At 70.8% G+C, this 15970-nt stretch carries 18 protein-coding genes and 1 riboswitch; of the genes, 10 read left to right on the top strand and 8 right to left on the bottom strand.

What is annotated here, in order from left to right; all coding sequences use genetic code 11:
- Positions 1-121: 121 nt before the first annotated feature.
- The 3 genes from hisH (at position 122) to hisA (ending at position 2227) form a co-directional block, all read left to right on the top strand.
- Positions 122-775 (top strand): imidazole glycerol phosphate synthase subunit HisH, encoded by a 654-nt coding sequence (gene hisH, locus HMPREF0731_RS14210; RefSeq protein WP_007004850.1) that lies wholly within the window; start codon positions 122-124, stop codon positions 773-775.
- Position 776: 1 nt separating this feature from the next.
- Entirely contained in the window at positions 777-1346 is a 570-nt protein-coding gene (locus HMPREF0731_RS14205) for a GNAT family N-acetyltransferase (protein ID WP_007004849.1), read from the top strand.
- A 155-nt stretch (positions 1347-1501) separates the two neighbouring features.
- Positions 1502-2227 (top strand): 1-(5-phosphoribosyl)-5-[(5-phosphoribosylamino)methylideneamino]imidazole-4-carboxamide isomerase, encoded by a 726-nt coding sequence (gene hisA, locus HMPREF0731_RS14200; RefSeq protein ID WP_007004848.1) that lies wholly within the window; start codon positions 1502-1504, stop codon positions 2225-2227.
- Positions 2228-2245: 18 nt separating this feature from the next.
- On the opposite strand, the gene HMPREF0731_RS14195 is transcribed toward hisA, so the two are convergent.
- The 4 genes from HMPREF0731_RS14195 to HMPREF0731_RS14180 all read right to left on the bottom strand — a co-directional run bounded on the left by HMPREF0731_RS14195 (position 2246) and on the right by HMPREF0731_RS14180 (position 6323).
- Positions 2246-3208 (bottom strand): SMP-30/gluconolactonase/LRE family protein, encoded by a 963-nt coding sequence (locus HMPREF0731_RS14195; protein ID WP_007004847.1) that lies wholly within the window; start codon positions 3206-3208, stop codon positions 2246-2248.
- A 105-nt stretch (positions 3209-3313) separates the two neighbouring features.
- Complete coding sequence (locus HMPREF0731_RS14190; RefSeq protein ID WP_007004846.1) at positions 3314-4348, bottom strand: threonine aldolase family protein; 1035 nt, start codon at positions 4346-4348, stop codon at positions 3314-3316.
- Between the two features lie 242 nt (positions 4349-4590).
- Positions 4591-5088 (bottom strand): YdcF family protein, encoded by a 498-nt coding sequence (locus HMPREF0731_RS14185; protein WP_007004845.1) that lies wholly within the window; start codon positions 5086-5088, stop codon positions 4591-4593.
- Positions 5085-6323 carry a class I SAM-dependent methyltransferase gene (locus HMPREF0731_RS14180; RefSeq protein ID WP_007004844.1) on the bottom strand — a complete coding sequence of 413 codons (1239 nt, stop codon included), beginning with the start codon at positions 6321-6323 and terminating at the stop codon, positions 5085-5087. The genes HMPREF0731_RS14185 and HMPREF0731_RS14180 overlap by 4 nt, the downstream gene beginning before the upstream one ends.
- A 217-nt stretch (positions 6324-6540) precedes the next feature.
- Between HMPREF0731_RS14180 and HMPREF0731_RS14175 the strand changes: the two genes are divergently transcribed.
- Positions 6541-7047: a GNAT family N-acetyltransferase gene (locus HMPREF0731_RS14175; protein ID WP_007004843.1), complete on the top strand. Its 507-nt coding sequence runs from the start codon at positions 6541-6543 to the stop codon at positions 7045-7047.
- 3 nt (positions 7048-7050) lie between these two features.
- Here HMPREF0731_RS14175 and HMPREF0731_RS14170 read toward each other — a convergent pair whose 3' ends face one another.
- Positions 7051-7965, bottom strand: coding sequence for a bestrophin family protein (locus HMPREF0731_RS14170; protein WP_007004842.1), 915 nt, complete (start codon positions 7963-7965; stop codon positions 7051-7053).
- Positions 7966-8061: 96 nt separating this feature from the next.
- Between HMPREF0731_RS14170 and HMPREF0731_RS23210 the strand changes: the two genes are divergently transcribed.
- From HMPREF0731_RS23210 to aptA, 4 genes are all read left to right on the top strand, one after another.
- Positions 8062-8736 carry a type 1 glutamine amidotransferase gene (locus HMPREF0731_RS23210; RefSeq protein ID WP_157136127.1) on the top strand — a complete coding sequence of 225 codons (675 nt, stop codon included), beginning with the start codon at positions 8062-8064 and terminating at the stop codon, positions 8734-8736.
- 240 nt (positions 8737-8976) lie between these two features.
- Positions 8977-9696: a ribonuclease PH gene (gene rph / locus HMPREF0731_RS14160; RefSeq protein ID WP_007004840.1), complete on the top strand. Its 720-nt coding sequence runs from the start codon at positions 8977-8979 to the stop codon at positions 9694-9696.
- Positions 9696-10304: a non-canonical purine NTP pyrophosphatase gene (locus tag HMPREF0731_RS14155; protein WP_007004839.1), complete on the top strand. Its 609-nt coding sequence runs from the start codon at positions 9696-9698 to the stop codon at positions 10302-10304. Before rph ends, HMPREF0731_RS14155 begins: the two co-directional genes overlap by 1 nt.
- A gap of 249 nt (positions 10305-10553) precedes the next feature.
- A complete protein-coding gene (gene aptA / locus HMPREF0731_RS14150) occupies positions 10554-11879 on the top strand; it encodes an omega-aminotransferase AptA (RefSeq protein WP_040613368.1) in 1326 nt (441 codons plus the stop codon).
- A gap of 133 nt (positions 11880-12012) precedes the next feature.
- On the opposite strand, the gene HMPREF0731_RS14145 is transcribed toward aptA, so the two are convergent.
- Positions 12013-12657, bottom strand: coding sequence for a LysE family translocator (locus tag HMPREF0731_RS14145; protein WP_007004837.1), 645 nt, complete (start codon positions 12655-12657; stop codon positions 12013-12015).
- Positions 12658-12680: 23 nt separating this feature from the next.
- Positions 12681-12765: riboswitch (ZMP/ZTP riboswitch) on the bottom strand.
- A gap of 129 nt (positions 12766-12894) precedes the next feature.
- Here HMPREF0731_RS14145 and HMPREF0731_RS14140 point away from each other — a divergent pair.
- Together HMPREF0731_RS14140 and HMPREF0731_RS14135 are read left to right on the top strand one after the other, a co-directional pair.
- Positions 12895-13863: a CobW family GTP-binding protein gene (locus tag HMPREF0731_RS14140; protein WP_007004836.1), complete on the top strand. Its 969-nt coding sequence runs from the start codon at positions 12895-12897 to the stop codon at positions 13861-13863.
- A gap of 8 nt (positions 13864-13871) precedes the next feature.
- Positions 13872-14912 carry a WD40 repeat domain-containing protein gene (locus HMPREF0731_RS14135; RefSeq protein WP_040613366.1) on the top strand — a complete coding sequence of 347 codons (1041 nt, stop codon included), beginning with the start codon at positions 13872-13874 and terminating at the stop codon, positions 14910-14912.
- A 139-nt stretch (positions 14913-15051) separates the two neighbouring features.
- On the opposite strand, the gene HMPREF0731_RS14130 is transcribed toward HMPREF0731_RS14135, so the two are convergent.
- Both HMPREF0731_RS14130 and HMPREF0731_RS14125 read right to left on the bottom strand, forming a co-directional pair.
- Positions 15052-15483, bottom strand: a complete 432-nt coding sequence (locus HMPREF0731_RS14130; protein WP_007004834.1) for a hypothetical protein — start codon at positions 15481-15483, stop codon at positions 15052-15054.
- A gap of 46 nt (positions 15484-15529) precedes the next feature.
- A partial coding sequence (locus HMPREF0731_RS14125) for a bactofilin family protein (protein WP_007004833.1) occupies positions 15530-15970 on the bottom strand: 441 nt, incomplete at its 5' end.

Genomic DNA, 15970 nt, shown 5'->3' with positions numbered 1-15970 from the left:
TGGTGCTGGCCGCCGACCATGAGGCGGCGCTGTCCCGCGCGCTGGCCACCCGCCCCGACTGGGCGGCGGCCGAGGCCGCCGGGCTGCGCCCCGCCCAACCCACCCTCCAAGGAGTCCCGGCATGAAGGTCGCGGTCGTCGATCCCGGTTCGGGCAACCTCGCCTCCGTGCTGCGGGCGCTGCGCCGCGCCGCCTCGGATTCCGGCCTCGAGGCCGAGTTCACGGTGGAGACCGAGGCCGAGGCGGTGGCGCGGGCCGACCGCATCGTCATGCCCGGCCAGGGCGCCTTCGCCGCCTGCCGCCGCGGCCTCGACGCCATGCCCGGCATGGTCGAGGCGGTGTGCGAGGCGGTGGACCGCCGCGCCGTGCCCTTCCTCGGCATCTGCGTCGGCATGCAGCTGATGGCCGAGCACGGGCTGGAGCATGGGGTGCATCCGGGCCTGGGCTGGATCGCCGGCGACATCGCGCCGATGGACCCGCGCGACGCCGCCGGCGCGCCGCTGCCGCTGCCGCAGATGGGCTGGAACGCGCTCGACTTCCGCCCCGGCGCGCACCCTCTGCTGGAGGGCATCGCCCCCGGCGACCATGCCTATTTCGTGCATTCCTACGCGCTCTCCGGCGGGCGGCCGGAGGAGATCCTGGCCACCGCCGAATATGGCCGGCCGGTGGTCGCGATCGTCGGCCGGGACAACCGCGTCGGCACCCAGTTCCACGTCGAGAAGAGCCAGTTCACCGGCCTGCGCATGCTGGCCAATTTCCTGGCCTGGCGCCCCTGAGATGCCCACCACCGAACACACCTTGCTGGTCGAGCGCGTCGACACGCTGGACGATGCCGAGCTGGCCGATCTGTGCGAGGCGACGGACGCCGCCATCATCGAGGGCGGCGGCTTCGGCTGGGTGGAGCCGCAGGGGCGCGAGGCGCTGACGCGGCATTTCCGCGGCGTGCTGCTGGTGCCGGCCTGCGAGCTGTTCGTGGCGCGGCTGGACGGGGTACCGGTGGGTTCCGCCCAGCTGATCCGCCCGCCGCGCAACAACGAGGCGCAGGCCTTCTCCGCCCAGCTGACCCACGCCTATATCGCCCCCTATGCGCGCGGCCATGGCCTGGCGCGGCTGCTGGTGCGCCGGGTGGAGGAGCGCGCCGCGGCGCTCGGCCACCGCGTGCTGAACCTCGACGTGCGGGAGACGCAGAGCACCGCCATCGCGCTGTTCGAAAGCCTGGGCTACACGCGCTGGGGCACCCACCCGGCCTATGCGCGGGTGAAGGGCAGGACCGTCTCCGGCCATTACTACTACAAGCTGCTGGAGCCGCCGCATGGGCGGACGCTGGACATGCGGGCGGGAGCCTGAGAAGAAAGCGTTCTTTTTGTAAAAAAGAACCAAAAAACTTCTGTCAGTTCGGCGTCCCGCCTGGCCGGGAGACGGCGGCAGCCCGGAAAAAGTCTTTTTGCTTCTTTTTCTTCAGAAAAAGAAGGTCGCTTTCCTTCTAGTCGAGATCTCTGTCCATGGGCTTCACCCTCTACCCGGCCATCGACCTCAAGGGCGGCAAGGTCGTCCGCCTCAAGCGCGGCGACATGGACCAGGCCACGACCTATGCCGAGGATCCCGGCGCCCAGGCCGCGGCCTTCGATTCCGATGGCTTCGAATGGCTGCATGTGGTGGACCTCGACGGCGCCTTCGCCGGCAAGCCCGCCAATGCGGAGGCGGTGACGGCCATCCTGGCCGGCACCCGCCGCCCGGTGCAGCTCGGCGGCGGCATCCGCGACATGGCGACGGTCGAGGCCTGGCTGAATCGCGGCGTGAAGCGCGTCATCCTCGGCTCGGCCGCGGTGAAGAACCCGGATTTCGCCCGCGCCGCCTGCCGCGCCTTCCCCGGCCAGGTGGCGGTGGGCATCGATGCCAAGGACGGCATGGTGGCGACCGAGGGCTGGGCCGAGGTCAGCACCGTCTCCGCCCTCGATCTCGCCCTGTCCTTCGAGGATGCCGGCGCGGCCGCCATCATCCACACCGATATCGACCGCGACGGCATGCTGGGCGGGGTGAATGTGGAGGCGACGGCCGATCTGGCGCGGCGCCTCTCCACCCCGGTCATCGCCTCGGGCGGGGTCGCGGGGGTGGAGGACATCCTGGCGCTGAAGGCGGCCGGCAGCGTGGCCGGCACCATCATCGGCCGCGCGCTTTATGATGGCCGCCTGACCGCCGGCGAGGCGCTGCGCGCCGCCGCCGGCTGAGGCCTCCAGGCGGGCGGTTCAGCCGCCCGCCAGCCCCTGCGCGTTGACATAGACGGCGTAGATCGAGCGCGACGAGGCCATGAACAGCCGGTTGCGATGCCGGCCGCCGAAGCAGAGATTGGCGCAGCGCTCCGGCAGGTCGATATGGCCGAGCGGCTTGCCCTCGGCGCTGAACACCCGCACCCCGTCGCGCTCCGCATCGCCCATGCCCCAGCCGCACCAGAGATTGCCCTCGGTGTCGACGCGGAAGCCGTCCGGCGTGTCACCCGGCTCGCCCTGCACGACGGTGCGCTGGTTGCTGATGCGGCCATCCTCGGCCACGTCGAAGCCGACGATGCGGCGCGGCTCGGCGCGGCTCTCGACGATGTAGAGGATCTTCTCATCGGCGCTGAAGGCCAGGCCGTTCGGGCCGGCCAGCGCGTCGGTCACCATGGTGACGGCGCCGCTCTGCCCGTCGACGCGGTAGACGGCGTGCGGCAGCTCGGGGTCGGCCTTCTCGCCCTCGACATAGCCGGCGATGCCGAAGGTCGGGTCGGTGAACCAGATCGAGCCGTCGGACTTCACCACCACGTCGTTGGGCGAGTTCAGCCGCTTGCCGTCATAGCGGTCGGCCAGCACGGTGATGGAGCCGTCATATTCGGTGCGGGTGATGCGGCGGGTCAGATGCTCGCAGGTGACGAGCCTTCCCTGGCGGTCGCGGGTGTTGCCATTGGCGTTGTTGGAGGATTTGCGGAACACCGCGACCTGCTCGGTGGCTTCGTCCCAGCGCAGGATGCGGTCATTCGGGATGTCGGACCAGTAGAGCGCGCGCTGGTCGCCGAACCAGACCGGCCCTTCCGCCCAGGCGCAGCCGCCCGCCAGCTTCTGCACGGCGCTGTTCATCACGCGGAAGCGCAGGAAGGAGGGGTCGAAGGCGCGGAAGCGCGGCTCCGGGTAGCGCTGGCTGGGTTCCCAGGGCGTCTCGTTGGCGATGTGGCTCACGGCGTGCTCCCGTTCTTGTCTGATGACCAGACTAGTAAGGCTTGTGGCCTGGTTCTACCCCCTGATGGCGGGGTGCAGGGGGACCCTGTCCCCCTGCCGGGGTGGTCAGGAGGGGCGGCGCCCCTCCTGTTCCAGGTCTTGCAGCAGGCGGCGCATGGCGTCCTCCCGCGCATCCCAGGCGAACATGAAACGCGCGCCGCCGCCGATGAAGGTGTAGAAGCGCCAGCCTTTTTCCTTCAGCGCGTCGAGCACCGGTGGCGGCGCCTTCAGGAAGACGGCGTTGGACTGCACCGGGAACATGATTTCCACCCCCGGCAGGGTTTCGACCGCCGCGGCGAAGTCCAGCGCGCAGCGATTGCCATGCGCCGCGTTGCGCAGCCAGGCGCCGCTCTCCAGCAGCCCGACCCAGGGCGCCGCCAGGAAGCGCATCTTCGAGGCCAGCTGCCCCGCCTGCTTGCAGCGATAATCGAAATCCTCGGCCAGCGCGGCGTCGAAGAAGATCACCGCCTCCCCCACCGCCATGCCGTTCTTGGTGCCGCCGAAGCACAGCACATCGACCCCCGCCTGCCAGGTGATCTCGGCCGGGCTGCAGCCCAGGCTGGCGCAGGCATTGGCGAAGCGCGCGCCATCCATGTGCAGCTTCAGCCCCAGCGCGCGGCACTCGGCGGCGATGGCGCGGATCTCCTCCGGCGCATAGACCTCCCCCGTCTCGGTCGGCTGGGTGATGGTGACGGCGCGCGGCTTCGGATAGTGGATGTCGCCCCGCGCCAGCGCCAGGCGGCGGATCGCCTCGGGCGTCAGCTTGCCGCCGCTGCCTGGCGCCACCAGCAGCTTCGAGCCGTTGGAGAAGAATTCCGGCGCGCCGCATTCATCTGTCTCGACATGCGCGGCCTCGGCGCAGATCACGCTGTGATAGCTCTGGCACAGCGCCGCCAGCGCCAGCGAATTCGCCGCCGTGCCGTTGAAGACGAAGAACACCTCGCATGCACGGCCGAACAGGGTGCGGAACGCGTCCGCGGCGCGCTGCGTCCAGGGATCCTCGCCATAGGAGGGCGCATGGCCCGCATTGGCCTGCTGCAAGGCGAGCATCGCCTCGGGGCAGATCCCGGCATAATTGTCGCTGGCGAATTGCTGGTCCATCGGGCGCCCCTTTCCTCAACACAGGCCATCGAGGTGGGCGCCGTTGGATTGCCGGTGCGGCCACATCCCCCGTCGCCGGGGTGCCACCTTGCCACGGTCGGGGCAGGTTGGCGTCGGGGCGCGGAATGCGCCGGCCGACTCTCGATGCGGGGACGGTTCTAAAACCAAAATCGAAGCATCACCAGGGGGCTCCGCCCCCTGGAACCCCCGCCGGGGGGACAGGGTCCCCCCGGACCCCGCCATCAGTTTCGGAAACGCGACCAGAGACCGGCCACCGCATCGTAAGGCAGCGCCAACCCCTCGCGCAGGCGCCAGCGCCAGCGTTCGACCAGGCTGTGCGCGGCCTCGGGCGGCGGCGCGGCGCGCGCCGGCAGGCCATGCAGCCGCAGCAGCATCACGCAGCGCGGCAGATGGTAGCCGCTGCTGGCGGCATGGACCGGCCCGGCATGGTCGCGCAGCAATGCGGCACAGGCGCGGGCGGAGGAGAGCGTGTCGGTGCCGCTGCGCTCCTGCCGGATATCCCCGGCCGGGACGCCCAGATCCTGCAGCAGCCGCGCCATCACCTCGGCCTCGGGCGGGCCATGCCGGCCCTGCCCGCCCGTCGGCACATAGAGCGGCGGCGGCGACAGCGTGGCACCGAAGGCGGCGGCGGCCATCACCCGGCGGCGCAGCGTCAGGCTCGGCCCGCCATCGGCCCGCACCGCGGCACCGAAGATGATGATCGCGGCCCGCCCGCTCATCCCGGCGGCGCGGCCAGCAGCAGCCGGTTCAGCGGCTCCAGCGCCTCGCGCAGCGCCGCGAAGTCACGCTGGAACGCCTCCCGCGCGATGCCGTTCGCCGCCAGCGCCTCGCCGATCTCGCCGATGCTGCGCACCCCGTCGATGCGCGACAGGATGGCGCTCGCCAGCCGCGGCAGCGGCACGCCCATGCCGATGCCGTCGAAGGTGACGCGCAGCACCCCGTCCCGCGGCAGCCCTTTGGCCAAGGCCGCACCGTCCAGTTCCCGCAGCACCGGGATCGCGGCCGGGTCGTCCCAGGCCGGCGCCGGCGCTTCCTCCCGCGTCACATAGGCGATGTGGATGCCCATATTGCCGCACATCGCCTCGGCCAAAGCGGCGCGGGCGATCGGGTCCAGCCCTGCCGTGCGGGCGCGCAGCTTCGGGTCCGGCAGGTAGCGGTCGGGGTCGTAGCGGAACGGCTCGACGAAGCAGCGCAGCCGCAGCCCCGCCCCCGCGATCAGCGCCGCCAGCTGCGGCACGCTGAAAGAAACATCGCGCGGGTTGAGCAGCAGGTCGTACAGCCCGGCATCCCCGCCCTCCAGATGGTCGGTGATCCAGGGGTTGCGGCGCAGCCAGGCGGTCTCCGGCAGGTGCTTCCACAGCCGCTTCGCGGCCTCGACCCGTGCGGCCGGCGCCTCGCTGTCGGGGGCCAGCAGGCGCAGCGCATCCTGCAGCATGTAGACGCCGGTGCGGCCATGCGGCGCATAGACCATCAGCCCGATGCCACCCCCCGGCGCCAGCGACCCCGCCAGCGCCGCCAACCCCGCCGCCGGGTCCGGCAGGTGGTGCAGCACGCCGCAGCAATCGATGTAGTCGAACGCGCCCAGGCCGAGGGACGGCAGGTCAAGCAGCGAGCCATTGACGAAGCGGATGTTGGAGAGGCCCCGCTGCTTCGCCCGCGCCTCCGCCACCGAGCGCGCGGCGGCGGAGCGGTCGAGCCACACCACCTCCCCCGGCCGCCCGGCCCAGGCCAGTTGCTGCGCCAGCATCATGGTGCCGTCACCGCTGCCGCCACCGGCCATCAGCGCGCGGAAGGGCCGGCTGGCCGGGCGGCGGGCGCCGAAGATCCAGTGATCCACCTCCCGCAGATGGCTCGGGCTGCCGATGATCAGGCGCTTCGCCTCATCGCGCGGGTCGCGCTCGGGATAGGGATAGGCCTCGTACTGCGCGGCGAGGCGGGCATCGGTGGCGTCCATGGCAAGCGGATAGGCGAAGCCGCGCCGCCGCGCCAGCGGGGCTTTGCGCTGCCCGGCCCAGGGCCCATCTTCGGCCCATGCCGCCGATCAGCACCCTCTCCCGCATCGTGCTCATCCTGCTGGTGGTCAGCGCCGTGGTGCGCACCATCATGTTTGTCATGGAACGGTGACGCCCACGCCCATTGGCGGGGGCCGGCGCCAGGGCTAGGCAGCCTCCATGGCCGAGATCCCCCGCCTCACCACCGACCGCCTCATCCTGCGCGCGCCACTGGAAAAAGACTTCACCGCCTATGCCGCGCTGATGGCCTCGCCCCGCGCCGCCTATATGGGCGGGCCGCATGAAGGGCGCGCCGCCTGGGGCATGTTCTGCCACGACATCGCCTGCTGGGCGCTGTTCGGCCATGGCGCGCTGATGATCGAGCGCCAATCCGACGGCGCCTGCCTCGGCCAGGTCGGCATCAACCACGGCCCGCTCTTCCCCGAGAAGGAGCTGGGCTGGATGCTGCATGACGGGCATGAGGGCCAGGGCTACGCCACCGAAGCCGCCGCCGCCCTGCGCCTCTGGGCCTGGCAGGCGCGTGGTCTGCGCCGGCTGGTCAGCTATGTCGACCCGCGCAACCACGCCTCGATGCGGGTGGCCGAGCGCCTCGGCGCCTGGCGGGATGACGCGGCGCCGCGCCAGGACCCGCGCGACCTGGTCTATCGCCACCCCGATCCCGGCTGAGCCTCACAGCAGCACATAGCGCTGCGGCTGCAGCGGCGCGGGCAGGTCCTCCTCGCCCAGCGCCTCGCGCAGATCGATCTCCACCAGCCGCGCCATCGCATCCAGCGGCAGGTCGTTGGCGGCGCGGCCGAAGGGTTCTTCCAGTTCGTCCGCCAGCTCGTCCAGGCCGAAGAAGGTATAGGCCAGGATCGCCACCACGGCCGGCGTCGCCAGCCCCAGCGTGCCGACGAAGCCGAAGGGCAGCAGCAGGCAGAACAGCCAGGCGGTGCGGTTCAGCAGCAGCCAGTAGGCGAAGGGGGTCGGCGTGTTCTGGATGCGCTCGCAGCCCGTCTGCGCCTCGGTCAGCGCCGTCAGATGCCCGTCCAGCCGGGCATAGAGCACATCGCCGATCACCCCCGCCCGCCGCGCCGCCGCCAGCTCGGTGGCGCAGGCCCGCAACACCGCCTGCAGCGGGTTGCGCAGGCCGGGCAGCGCCGCCGCCTCCTCAGGCGGCAGGAAGGGCCGCAGCGCCGCCACCGCATCCTCCCCGCGCAGCTGCGCCGCCAGGCCGCGGGTGAAGCCGATCAGCCGGTGCAGCAGCCGCCGGCGCAGCGCCGCATCCTCGGGGAACAGCGCCACCGCCTCCCGCGCCAGGTCGCGCGTCGCGATCACCAGCCGGCCCCACAGCCCGCGCGCCTCCCACCAGCGCGCGTAGCAGGTGTTGGTGCGGAAGCCGAGGAAGATGGACAGCGCCAGCCCCATGAAGGTGAACGGCCCGGCCGTCACCTGCGGGAACCAGTGCGGCCAGCGCAGATCGGCCAGCGTCAGCAGCGTGGCCAGCAGCGTCACCACCGCCAGCCGCCCGGCGATCCGGGGAATGATGGAACCACGCAGGACGAAGAGCAGGCCGAACGGGCCGGGGCGGGGACGCAGGATCATGACCCGGGCACTTTCGCCGCGCCGCGCGCGGTGGGAAACAGGCGAAAACCCATGGCTGCCTCCCGGGCGGGGCGGCCGCCCCGCTGGATGCCGCTCATGCAGGTCCTGGTCCTCGAGAACTCCCCCCTCGCCCCCATCGGGCATTTCGGCGCCTGGCTGCGCGCCACGCGCGGCGCCAGCCTGCGCATCGAGCCCGGCCCGGCCCTGACGCCGGACCAGGCCGAGGGCCCGCTGCCCGAGGCCGATCTGCTGGTCACGCTCGGCTCGCCCAAGGCGGCCTACGACCCGGATGACTGGATCGCCGCCCAGAAGCGCCTGCTCGCCCGCTGGATCGCGGCCGACCGGCCGGTGATCGGCATCTGCTTCGGCGCCCAGATGATCGCCAGCGCCATCGGCGGCAGCGTCTCCGCCCTGGGCGTCTTCCACGAGGGCTGGATGGAAACCCAGCACGCCCCCTCCGCCCTCTGGCGCGGCCCCTGGGTGCGCTGGCACGGCGATCATGTGACGGTGCCGGAGGGGACGGAGGTGCTGGCGCGCTCGGAAGACACCATCCAGGCCTTCCGCCACCGCCGCGCCCTCGGCGTCCAGCTCCACCCCGAGGCCGATGCCGGCTGCGTCGGCGCCTGGCTCGGCTTCACCCCCGCCGAACGCCTGGCCGCCAAGGGCCTGGCCCCCGAGGCCCTGCTGGAACAGACCCGCAGCCGCGATGGGTCCTACGCCGCGCAGCGCGAGGCGCTGTTCGCGGAGATGCTGGATCTGGTGGGGGTTTGAGGGGATCGAAGCCAGGGTGAAGCTTGGGGGAAGAATGAATTCTTCCCCCAAACCCCCATCATCTTTTTCTGTCAGGCTGCCGCCGTCTCCTTCCGAGGCGGGCCGCGCCAACCGCACCGCCAGCGCCCCGGCTAAGTGCAGCGTCCCACCTCCCCACCCGACGACGGCAGTCTGACAGAAAAATTGACAGGGAGGGGTGGGGGGGGCATCTGCGGGCGGAATCTGGCGGAGAGTGGTTTCATGCGTCCTTCCGGCCGCGCGGCTGACGCGCTGCGCAGTGTGTCCCTGCAACCGGGCGTGGCCCGCCATGCCGAGGGGTCCTGCCTCATCCGCATGGGCGTGACGGAGGTGCTGTGCACCGCCAGTGTCGAGGGGCGGGTGCCGCCCTTCCTGCGCGGCAAGGGCGAGGGCTGGGTGACGGCGGAGTACGGCATGCTGCCGCGCGCCACCCACACCCGCGGCGACCGCGAGGCGGCGCGCGGCAAGCAGTCCGGCCGCACCCAGGAGATCCAGCGCCTGATCGGGCGCAGCTTGCGCGCCGTGGTGGATCGCAAGGCGATGGGCGAGGTGTCGATCGTGCTGGATTGCGATGTCATCACCGCTGATGGCGGCACGCGCTGCGCCGCCATCACCGGCGCCTGGGTCGCGCTGCACCAGGCGCTGGAGCATTGCGTGACGAAGAACCTGATCTCCGCCAACCCGCTGCGCGACCAGGTGGCCGCGATCTCCTGCGGGCTGTGGGAGGGCGAGCCGATCCTGGACCTCGAATATGTCGAGGACAGCGCGGCCCAGGCGGACGCCAATTTCGTGCTGACCGGCAAGGGCGGCATCGTCGAGGTGCAGGGCACGGCCGAGGGCGAGCCCTTCTCCGACGCGCAGCTGCTCGGGCTGATGGCGCTGGCCCGCAAGGGCACGGCCGAGCTGTTCGCCGCGCAGCGCCGCGCCATCGGGGCCGCCTGATGCCGCGCCGGCTGGAAGAGCGCCGCATCGTCCTGGCCAGCCACAATGCCGGCAAGGTGCGGGAGAATGCCGCCCTGCTGGCCGAGTATGGCATCGCGGTGGTGAGCGCCAAGGAGCTCGGCCTGCCCGAGCCGGCGGAGACCGAGACCACCTTCCTGGGCAACGCCACGATCAAGGCGCTGGCCGCGGCGCGCGCCGCCAACATGGTGGCGATGGCCGACGATAGCGGCTTCTCGATCGCCTCGCTGAACGGCGATCCGGGGGTCTACACCGCCGACTGGGCGGAGCAGCCGGGCGGCGGGCGCGACTATGCCAAGGCGATGGCGAAGGCCGAGGCTTTGGCGCGGCCGCACCCCGACCGCACCGCCTGGTTCACCTGCGCCCTGGTGCTGGCCTGGCCGGACGGGCACACGGAAGGCTTCGAGGGCAAGGCGATGGGCGAATGGGTCTGGCCGCCACGCGGCGCCGCCGGCTTCGGCTACGACCCGATGTTCCAGCCCAAGGGCCATGCCGAGACCTTCGCGGAGATGGACCCGGCGGTGAAGCACCGCATCAGCCACCGGGCGGAGGCGTTCCGCCTGCTGGCCGAAGGGTGCCTGAAGAAGTGAAAGCCTTCTTTTTCTGAAGAAAAAGAAGCTTTCTTTCAGTTGGCGTCCCGCTGCTGGCCATAGGCGGGACGCCAAACTGAAAAAAGTTTTTTGGTTCTTTTTTACAAAAAAGAACTCTTCTGGCAGATCCTGCTACCCACCCTGCCTGCAGCAGCGGAATCCGCCGCGCAGCCCGGGCGAAGCCCCTCGCCATCCTCCGCCAACCGGCCTAGCCTTCCAGCCCATCCGCCCCGGCAGTGCAGGTTGGCCATGAACCAGATCCATGTCTCGCGCCCGAACGACCTCGATGCGTTCTGGATGCCCTATTCCGACAACCGCTACTTCAAGTCGCATCCGCGCCTGCTGGCCCGCGCCGAGGGCATGTCCTACTTCACCGCCGACGGGCAGGAGGTGATCGACGGCACCGCCGGCCTGTGGTGCTGCAATGCCGGCCATGGCCGCCGCGAGATCACCGAGGCGATCCAGAAGCAGGCGGCGATCATGGATTTCGCGCCGACCTTCCAGCTCGGCCACCCGATCGCCTTCGAGGCTGCCTCCCGCGTCGCCGAGATGACGCCGGCCGGGCTCGACCGCATCTTCTTCACCAATTCCGGCAGCGAGAGCGCCGACACCGCGCTGAAGATCGCGCTGGCCTACCAGAAGGCGCGCGGCCAGAGCCAGCGCGTGCGGCTGGTCGGGCGTGAGCGCGGCTATCATGGCGTGGGCTTCGGCGGCATGTCGGTGGGCGGCATCGGCGGCAACCGCAAGCAGTTCGGCGCCATGCTGCCCTATGTCGACCACCTGCCGCACACCCACCTGCCGGAGCAGAACGCCTTCGCGAAGGGCCTGCCGCAGCATGGCGCGCACCTGGCCGACGCGCTGGAGAACCTGGTCGCCCTGCATGGCGACACCATCGCCGCCGTGATGGTCGAGCCGATGGCCGGCTCCACCGGCGTGCTGGTGCCGCCGGTGGGCTATCTGCAGCGGCTGCGCGAGCTGTGCGACAAGCACGGCATCCTGCTGATCTTCGACGAGGTCATCACCGGCTTCGGCCGCCTCGGCACCAATTTCGGCGCCGAGCGCCTGGGCGTGACGCCCGACATCATGACCATGGCCAAGGGGCTGACCAACGCCGCCGTGCCGATGGGCGCGGTCGCCGTGAACAACGCCATCTACGACACGGTGGTGAATGGCGCGCCGGACGGGATCGAGCTGTTCCACGGCTACACCTATTCCGGCCACCCGCTGGCCGCCGCCGCCGCCATCGCCACCCTGGCGCTGCACAAGTCGGAAGACCTGCCCGGCCGCGCCGCCGCCATGGAGCCGTATTTCGAGGAGGCGGCGCACTCGCTGCGCGGCCTGCCGAATGTCATCGACATCCGCTCCATCGGCCTGGTCACCGGCATCGAGCTCTCCTCGCGCCCCGGCAAGCCGACGGCCCGCGCGGTCGATGTGTTCCGCGACTGCTTCGACAAGGGCGTGCTGATCCGCACCACCGGCGACATCATCGCCCTCTCGCCGCCGCTGATCGCCGAGAAGAGCCATATCGACCGGATCTTCGGCACGCTGTCGGACGCGATCAAGAAGGCGGCCTGAGGCCTTCCGGCGGCCAGGGGAAAGCACTCGCCCTCCCCTGGCGCCAACGGATGGGTTTCCAAAGGCCTCAGGCCTTTGGTCGGGAGAGTTTGAGAGGGGCGAAGCCCCTCTCAAGAGCGCCCGCGACGGCGTCTCAGCGGGAGAGCAGCAGGCGCAGGCCGAGCGCCGCCATCACCGCGCCGGCCAGCCGGTCCAGCCAGCCCTTGCCGCGCAGATAGGCCGCCCGCGGCGCGGCGGCGGAAAACGCCAGGGCCACCAGCGCGTACCACCCGGCCTCCACCAGCAGCACCAGCGGCGGCAGCAGGACGGGCAGCCAGGCGGGCATCGCCGCCGGCAGCAGCGCGGCGAAGATGCCGGCATAGACCAGCGCCGTCTTGGGGTTGCTCAGCTGCGTCACCAGGGCCAGCAGGAAGGCGCGGCCCAGCCCGCCGCGCGCCATGGCGCCGGTCGCCCCATTGGCGGCCACCGGCCCCTCCTGCGCCAGCGGGGCGTCGGCGCCGCGCCAGATGCGCCAGCCGAGCCAGAGGAGATACAGCCCGCCCGCCACGCGGACCAGCAGGGCGAGCGCCTCCACCCGCAGCAGCAGGGCGACGAGGCCGAGCAGGGCCAGGGTGGCGAAGAGGGCGCCCCCCACCCCCATGCCCAGCGCCGCCGCCAGCCCGCGCGCGCGGGATTGCGTGACGGCGATGCGGCTGACCAGGACGAAGCTCGGGCCGGGGCTGATCGCCCCCAGCAGGAGCGCCCCCAGAATGGCGATCAGGGCTGTGGTCGCGGACATGGCAATCTCTCCTGACGATCAGGGTGGATTGCCCAGGCGAGCGGCAAACGGCATGGCCCCGCGCTCCCCGATGGTGCTCCATCTCTCTCGCCAGTCACGCGGGAGGGCAGGCTAGGACAGGCCCGCGTCCCGCGTCCAGCACAGGCTTGCGATGCGCCGCGCGGCGACCCCCGTGACCTTGCCGGGGAAGCGTATCATATAACACCCTGAACGCCGCCCCCCGGCAGGAGAGACCCGATGAGCGACAACGCCACCATCCCCGTCACCGTGCTGACCGGCTATCTCGGCGCCGGCAAGACCACGCTGCTGAACCGCATCCTCACCGAGAACCACGGCAAGAAATTCGCCGTTGTGATCAACGAGTTCGGGGAGCTCGGCGTGGACAACGACCTCGTCATCGATGCCGACGAGGAAGTGTTCGAGATGAACAATGGCTGCATCTGCTGCACCGTGCGCGGCGATCTGGTGCGCATCCTGGGCGGGCTGATGAAGCGCCGCGGCAAGTTCGACGGCATCATCGTCGAGACCACCGGCCTGGCCAACCCCGCCCCCGTCGCCCAGACCTTCTTCATGGACGAGGACGTCAAGCGCGCGACCCGGCTGGACGCCATCGTCACCGTGGTCGATGCCAAGAACCTGCTGGCCCGGCTGGAGGACAGCTCCGAGGCCGAGGAGCAGATCGCCTTCGCCGACCTGATCGTGCTGAACAAGATGGACCTGGTGAGCGAGGACGAGGCCGCCGAGGTCGAGCGCCGCATCCGCGCCATCAACCCCTATGCCGAGCTGCAGCGCGCCACCAAGTCGGCCGTGCCGGTGGAGAGCGTGATCGGCCGCGACGCCTTCAGCCTGGAGCGCATCCTGGAGCGCGAGCCGGATTTCCTGACCTCCGACGAGCATGAGCACAATGAGGACGTGATGAGCATGTCCTTCGAGGTGTCCAAGCCCATCGACGCGGAGAAGTTCAACGCCTGGATCGGCAACCTCCTCCAGAGCAAGGGGCAGGACCTGCTGCGCACCAAGGGCATCCTGGCCTATCAGGGGGAGGAGAACCGCTTCGCCTTCCAGGCCGTGCACATGATCGCCGATGGCGATTTCATCGGCCCCTGGAAGGAGGGCGATCCGCGCAAGTCGAAGATCGTCTTCATCGGCCGCAACCTGAACCGCCCGCAGCTGCGCCGCGGCTTCGAGGGCTGCGTGGCCGAATGAGCGAGACGATGAGCGGCACCGTCTCCGACGCCGATTTCCTGTTGCAGACCCGGGGTGCCTCGCAGGAGCTGGGCGCCTGGGTGGTGTCGGTGGCCTTCGCCGCCGACGCGCCCGGCCCGGCCTTCGCCCTCGGCGACGGCACGCTGCGCCTCTCCCGCGCCGAGCCGGGCGCCGAATGGGCCAGCGTCGCCGCGCATGACGGTGCCTGCCTGGACATGGTGGCCGATGTGGCGGGCGGCTTCCTCTCCGGCGGCGATGACGGCAAGCTGAACCACGTCTCCGCCACCGGCGAGCTCCGCGAGATCGCCGATTTCGGCATGATGAAATGGGTGGAGCACCTGGCCACCCATCCGTCCGGCCTGCGCGCCGCCTCGGTGGGCAAGGTGGTGCATCTGTTCGACAAGGCGGGGGCGAAGCTGAAGGCGCTGACGCACCCCTCCAGCGTCGGTGGTGTCGCCTTCGACGCCAAGGGCAAGCGCATCGCCGCCGGGCACTACAACGGCGCCAGCCTGTGGTTCGTCAACAGCAAGGACGACAAGCCGCGCGTGCTGCCCTGGAAGGGCAGCCACCAGGGCGTCGCCTTCAGCCCGGACGGCACGCATGTGGTGACGGCGATGCAGGAGAACGCCCTGCATGGCTGGCGCCTGACCGACCAGCAGGACATGCGCATGTCCGGCTACCCCACCAAGATCAAGAGCTTCTCGTTCAGTGGCGGCAAGGGGCGCTGGCTGGCGACGGCGGGCGCCGATTGCGTGGTGCTGTGGCCCTTCTTCGCCGGCGGGCCGATGGGCAAGCCGCCGCTGGAGCTGGCCGGGGGCGATGGCGTGCTCTGCACCCAGGTCGCCTGCCACCCGCAGCATGAGGTGGTGGCGGCCGGCTTCCAGGATGGCCTCGTGCTGATGGCCGAGATCGGCAGCGGCAAGATCGTGCCGATCGCGGCGCCGGGCCGCGGCGCCGTCTCGGCCCTGGCCTGGAACGCCTCGGGCACGCAGCTGGCCTTCGGGACGGAGACCGGCTTCGCGGGCGTGGTCGATCTCTCGAAGAGATAAGATGTTAGATAGAATCTTCTTTTTCTGAAGAAAAAGAAGCAAAAAGACTTTATTCGTTGGCGTCCCGCTGATGGCCTGAGGCGGGACGCCAAACTGACAAAAGTTTTTTGGTTCTTTTTTTCAAAAAAGAACCCTTACCTTAAGAATTATTCCCCCGCGCCAGCTCTTCCAGGCATGCCGCCTCCGTCCGCCGCTCCGTCCCCGCCGCGCGGGCGGCGGCGTAGCTGACGCGGAGCGGGCTGTCCGGCACGTCCTCGCGGTCCATCACCACGTCGAGGTGGCAATAGGGGCCCTGGTAGAGCCAGATCTGGGCATTGCCTTCGCTGCGGCGCAGGCGCGGCTCGCCCAGCCAGCGCTGCACGGTGTTGGGCGACTGGCCGAGCAACTGGGATGCGCTCTGGGGCGCGCCGGACAGGCGCGGCATCACCGGGGCGCTGGTGGGCTGCATGCCGGCCAGGTTGGCGCGGTAGCTGTCCAGCACCTCCTGCAGCACGGCCTGGCGGTCGATCTCCTGCGGCGGCGCGGCGCAGGCGCCGAGCAGCAGCAGCCATCCGAGGGGAAGGATACGCATGGGCGGGCGGCGGCGCGGAGGGCCGGGGCTCTCCGCGCCGGACGCGTCAGGCCTCGTCGGCGCCGACCGGGGCGGCGGCGGCGGCGGCGGCGTAGGAGGGGCGCGGCGCGCCATTGTCGCTCAGCATCTCCATGCGGCCGGAGAGCTGGCCGCCCTCCTCCACCTGAAGCCGGCGGCAGCGGGCGACGCCCAGCACCTTGCCGGTGGCGCGGATGACCAGGGTGTTGCGCGCGGTCAGCGTGCCGTCGAAGGTGCCGGCGATCTCGGCATCGTCCACCTCGACCTCGCCCTTGAACACGCCGCTATGGCTGATGTTCAGCTCGGCCGCGTGCATCATCTGGCTCTCGACCGTGCCCTCGACCACCAGGCGCTCGGCATCGGTCACCGTGCCCTGCAGGCTGATGCCCTTGCCCACCACCATGGTGCGGCGGTCCTGCGCCGGGGCGGGGGCGGCGGGGCGGGCACCGGGGGCGCCGGCATTCACCGG

The organism is Pseudoroseomonas cervicalis ATCC 49957 (genome assembly GCF_000164635.1).
Lineage (GTDB): Bacteria > Pseudomonadota > Alphaproteobacteria > Acetobacterales > Acetobacteraceae > Pseudoroseomonas > Pseudoroseomonas cervicalis.
Note: the sequence above shows the minus strand (reverse complement) of the source record. Positions and strands in the feature narration are given on the sequence as shown.

What these genes read in the sequence shown, in the direction of transcription:
- hisH (WP_007004850.1), top strand. Translation starts at nt 122, where the DNA reads ATGAAGGTCGCGGTCGTCGATCCCGGTTCGGGCAACCTCGCCTCCGTG.
- HMPREF0731_RS14205 (WP_007004849.1), top strand. Translation starts at nt 777, where the DNA reads ATGCCCACCACCGAACACACCTTGCTGGTCGAGCGCGTCGACACGCTG.
- hisA (WP_007004848.1), top strand. Translation starts at nt 1,502, where the DNA reads ATGGGCTTCACCCTCTACCCGGCCATCGACCTCAAGGGCGGCAAGGTC.
- HMPREF0731_RS14190 (WP_007004846.1), bottom strand. Translation starts at nt 4,348, where the DNA reads ATGGACCAGCAATTCGCCAGCGACAATTATGCCGGGATCTGCCCCGAG.
- HMPREF0731_RS14185 (WP_007004845.1), bottom strand. Translation starts at nt 5,088, where the DNA reads ATGAGCGGGCGGGCCGCGATCATCATCTTCGGTGCCGCGGTGCGGGCC.
- HMPREF0731_RS14180 (WP_007004844.1), bottom strand. Translation starts at nt 6,323, where the DNA reads ATGGACGCCACCGATGCCCGCCTCGCCGCGCAGTACGAGGCCTATCCC.
- HMPREF0731_RS14175 (WP_007004843.1), top strand. Translation starts at nt 6,541, where the DNA reads ATGGCCGAGATCCCCCGCCTCACCACCGACCGCCTCATCCTGCGCGCG.
- HMPREF0731_RS14170 (WP_007004842.1), bottom strand. Translation starts at nt 7,965, where the DNA reads ATGATCCTGCGTCCCCGCCCCGGCCCGTTCGGCCTGCTCTTCGTCCTG.
- HMPREF0731_RS23210 (WP_157136127.1), top strand. Translation starts at nt 8,062, where the DNA reads ATGCAGGTCCTGGTCCTCGAGAACTCCCCCCTCGCCCCCATCGGGCAT.
- rph (WP_007004840.1), top strand. Translation starts at nt 8,977, where the DNA reads ATGCGTCCTTCCGGCCGCGCGGCTGACGCGCTGCGCAGTGTGTCCCTG.
- HMPREF0731_RS14155 (WP_007004839.1), top strand. Translation starts at nt 9,696, where the DNA reads ATGCCGCGCCGGCTGGAAGAGCGCCGCATCGTCCTGGCCAGCCACAAT.
- aptA (WP_040613368.1), top strand. Translation starts at nt 10,554, where the DNA reads ATGAACCAGATCCATGTCTCGCGCCCGAACGACCTCGATGCGTTCTGG.
- HMPREF0731_RS14145 (WP_007004837.1), bottom strand. Translation starts at nt 12,657, where the DNA reads ATGTCCGCGACCACAGCCCTGATCGCCATTCTGGGGGCGCTCCTGCTG.
- HMPREF0731_RS14140 (WP_007004836.1), top strand. Translation starts at nt 12,895, where the DNA reads ATGAGCGACAACGCCACCATCCCCGTCACCGTGCTGACCGGCTATCTC.
- HMPREF0731_RS14135 (WP_040613366.1), top strand. Translation starts at nt 13,872, where the DNA reads ATGAGCGGCACCGTCTCCGACGCCGATTTCCTGTTGCAGACCCGGGGT.
- HMPREF0731_RS14130 (WP_007004834.1), bottom strand. Translation starts at nt 15,483, where the DNA reads ATGCGTATCCTTCCCCTCGGATGGCTGCTGCTGCTCGGCGCCTGCGCC.